6 protein-coding genes are annotated in these 3,333 nt (G+C 69.4%); 5 read left to right on the top strand and 1 reads right to left on the bottom strand.

Features of this window, described 5'->3' with window-relative positions:
- On the bottom strand, positions 1 to 448 hold a 448-nt coding region (locus VNR91_RS08215), incomplete at its 3' end, for an Rrf2 family transcriptional regulator (RefSeq protein WP_325490287.1).
- Positions 449 to 546: 98 nt separating this feature from the next.
- Here VNR91_RS08215 and VNR91_RS08210 point away from each other — a divergent pair.
- The 5 genes from VNR91_RS08210 to VNR91_RS08190 form a co-directional block, all read left to right on the top strand.
- A complete protein-coding gene (locus tag VNR91_RS08210; protein ID WP_325490286.1) occupies positions 547 to 948 on the top strand; it encodes a group III truncated hemoglobin in 402 nt (133 codons plus the stop codon).
- Complete coding sequence (locus VNR91_RS08205; RefSeq protein ID WP_325490285.1) at positions 945 to 1,256, top strand: DUF1971 domain-containing protein; 312 nt, start codon at positions 945 to 947, stop codon at positions 1,254 to 1,256. Before VNR91_RS08210 ends, VNR91_RS08205 begins: the two co-directional genes overlap by 4 nt.
- A gap of 177 nt (positions 1,257 to 1,433) precedes the next feature.
- Positions 1,434 to 1,697: a hypothetical protein gene (locus VNR91_RS08200; RefSeq protein ID WP_325490284.1), complete on the top strand. Its 264-nt coding sequence runs from the start codon at positions 1,434 to 1,436 to the stop codon at positions 1,695 to 1,697.
- Positions 1,698 to 1,823: 126 nt separating this feature from the next.
- Positions 1,824 to 2,321, top strand: coding sequence for an EF-hand domain-containing protein (locus tag VNR91_RS08195; RefSeq protein WP_325490283.1), 498 nt, complete (start codon positions 1,824 to 1,826; stop codon positions 2,319 to 2,321).
- Between the two features lie 59 nt (positions 2,322 to 2,380).
- Positions 2,381 to 3,333 (top strand): cation diffusion facilitator family transporter (locus tag VNR91_RS08190; RefSeq protein ID WP_325490282.1); only part of this gene is annotated, 953 nt, incomplete at its 3' end.

The raw sequence follows: 3,333 nt of genomic DNA, 5'->3' as shown, positions 1-3,333 counted from the left end.
CGCCCGGGCGCGCCGCACTCTCCTTCCCGGCCGGAATAGCGAACAACGCCTGAAGATCGGCGCGACGGACCAGCAGGTCGGCGAGCGTATAGCCGTCGAGCACCGCCATGAACGCCGCCATCGCCTCGTTCAGCGCGCCGGTCAGCCCGCACGCGGGGGCGATCAGGCAATGGCCGCATTCGACCAGCTCGAACCCGTCCTCGCTATGCCGCACCAGCGCGCCGACGTTGATCTCCGCCGGGTCGCGGCCAAGGCGGATGCCGCCGAAGCGCCCCCGTGCGGTGGCGACATAGCCGGCGCGGGACAGATCGTTGACCACCTTCATCAGATGGTTCTGCGACACGCCATAGGCCCCCGCCACCTCCGCGATCGAACACAGCCGGTCGGGCCGCGCGCCCAGATAGAGCAGCACGCGCATCGCATAGTCGGTGTAGCGCGTCAGTCGCACGGCGATCCCCTGTCACATCGGTGCGCGTATATTATGCATTTTCTTTGCATGTATAAATTCAGCGGCATAGAAGCCGGAAATTCCGACGGGAGCGAATCGTGGAACAGGCCGCGCAGATCGACGACGCCGCGCTGGAGCGGCTCATCCCCCTCTTCTATCAGCGCGTGCGCGCGGATGCGGAACTGGGCCCGGTGTTCAACGACGCGGTCGACGACTGGCCCGAGCATCTGGAGCGGCTGGTCGCCTTCTGGTCTTCGGTGATGCTGACCAGCGGCCGGTACAAGGGCAATCCGATGATCGCGCACCTGAAGCACAAGGCGCGGATCACGCCGTCGCTGTTTGATCGCTGGCTGGCGCTGTGGGCGCACACCACGGCGGAGGTGATGCCGCCCGCGGCCGCCGCCGCGCTCCAGACCAAGGCGGCACGAATCGCGGAGAGCCTGCAACTGGCCTTGTTCTTCCGGCTCGATCCGCCGGCGACCGACGGCGGCGCGCGGTGAGCGACGCGGCGGCCAATCCGCCCGCGCTGCCCGAAGGGCTGCAACCCTATCGGCGCACCGACAGCTTTATCGAGACGAGCGTGCCGCGGGCGCTGCTCGCCGATCACAGCACCAAGGCGGGAAGCTGGGGCCTGATCCACGTCGAGGAGGGGCGGCTGCGCTACCGCGTCACCGATCCGCGACGGCCACCGCTCGACACCATCCTGACGGCGGGAACGGCACCGGGGGTGGTGGAGCCGACCGTGCTCCATCATGTCGAACCGATCGGACCGGTGCATTTCCATGTCGAGTTCTGGCGCGGGGCCTGACCAAATCGCCTCCGAAACGGCGCCGCCGGGCGCGACTGCTCCAGCGATAGCGGCGCGTCACCAGCGCCAGCGCCCGCGACTCCCCCGTTTCGGCGTTTTCATTAGTGAGAGTGCCAAGGCCGCGACCCCAGGATTTCCCCTCACAGCCGTCACCCGGCCAAAACATGGGGATTCCCGATGCGCCTTGGATCGATCCTGCCGATTATCGCCGCGACGTCTCTGGCGGCCTCTCCGGCGACGGCGGCTCCCGCCTCGCCGCCGGCCAATCCCGCCGCGAAACTGTCGGTCGCCGGAGCGGCAGCCGCAGTGGACCCGGCGCAGAACCGCAAGGCGCGGAAAAAGGGCGGCGCGCTGTGGATCTTAGCCGGCCTGGCGCTGGTGGGGGTGATCGTCGGCGTCGCCGCCGGGGGTGGCGGAGGCGACAGGCCCGACAGCCCGTAAGACCGATCCTGTCACGGCATATCGACCGCGCGATCGCTGGACGCTCGACCTGGCCGCGCCGAGCTTGCTAGGAAGGGCGCCGCGCCCGGCCCCGGGCGACACCGCCTTCCGTGCCGAAAGCCCGCCATGCCGATCGTCGTCGCCCTGCTCCTCGCCGCGCAACAGGCCCCCGCGACGAATGGGGCGCCGCAGCCCTATCGCCCGCCGTCCGCGACGATCGTCGCCGAACCGGTATCGGTGATGCTGGCCGGCTTCGACGCCGATGGCGACGGCCGGATCACCGAGGCGGAGGCCAGCGCCGGCGTCGCGCGCAGCTTTGCCGCGATCGCCAACGGCGCGGACGACATCGGCTTCATCGCCTTTGCCGACTGGGCCGAACGCTGGCTGGGCGATCGCAACGCCGTGCCCAGCCCGTTCGAGATCGACCGCAACGGTGACGGCCGCATCACCCTTCCCGAGCTTGCGGACCGTATCAGCGCCATTTTCGCGCGGCTCGATTCCGACAAGGATCATGTGCTGACCCACAGGGAGTTGTTGACGATCCGCAGCTCCGCCATCGGCGGTGAGCGCGGCGGGCCGGACGGCCCCGGCGCGCCCAAGGGACGCGGCGGCCGACGCCGCTAGGGCCAGCGCGCGGATACTACCCTAGCATCCGACACCGCTTACCCGCTAAGTCACCCCCGATGGGCGCCGATCACGATCATTCGCACGGGCATGACCACCGTCATGGGCACGGCCATGGGCACGGCGGCGCGCATCGCCACAGCCATGCGCCGGCCAGTTTCGGCCGCGCCTTCGCCATCGGCACCGCGCTCAATCTGGCGTTCGTGGCCGTCGAGGCGGGGTTCGGGATCGCCGCCGATTCGGTCGCGCTGCTCGCCGATGCCGGACACAATCTGTCCGACGTGCTGGGGCTGCTGATCGCGTGGGCGGCGGTCGGGCTGTCGAAGCGGCCGGCATCGAAGCGGTTCACCTATGGCCTGGGCGGATCGTCGATCCTGGCGGCGCTGGCCAATGCGATGCTGCTGTTCGTAGCGGTCGGCGCGATCGCGTGGGAAGCGGCGCGGCGGCTGGGCGCCCCGCCGGAGGTGGACGCACACGCGATGATCTGGGTCGCCGCCGCCGGCATCATCGTCAACGGCGCCACCGCGATGATGTTCGCCAGCGGGCGCAAGGGCGATCTCAACATCCGCGGCGCGTTCCTGCACATGGCGGTCGACGCGCTGGTTTCCGCCGGGGTGGTGGTGGCGGGCGTGCTGATGCTGACGACCGGCCTGCAATGGATCGATCCGCTGGTCAGCCTGATCGTCGTGGCGATCATCCTGTGGGGCACCTGGGGCCTGTTCCGCGATTCGCTGGGGATGGCGTTGCAGGCGGTGCCGCCGGGGATCGATGCGGACGGCGTGCGCGCGATGCTGGCCGGCCTGCCGGGGGTGGCGCGGCTGCACGATCTGCACATCTGGCCAATGAGCACCACCGAATCGGCGCTGACCGCGCATCTGGTGATGCCGGGCGGCCATCCCGGCGACGCCTTCTATGAACACGCCGCACGCGACTTACACGATCGTTTCGGAATCGATCATCCGACGCTGCAGATCGAGATCGGCGGCGAACACGACGGCGCGACTTCGGAACA

The organism is Sphingomonas sp. (genome assembly GCF_035555815.1).
Classification (GTDB): domain Bacteria; phylum Pseudomonadota; class Alphaproteobacteria; order Sphingomonadales; family Sphingomonadaceae; genus Sphingomonas.
The sequence above is the reverse complement of the archived record's forward strand: the minus strand, read 5'-3'. Positions and strand labels throughout refer to the sequence as shown.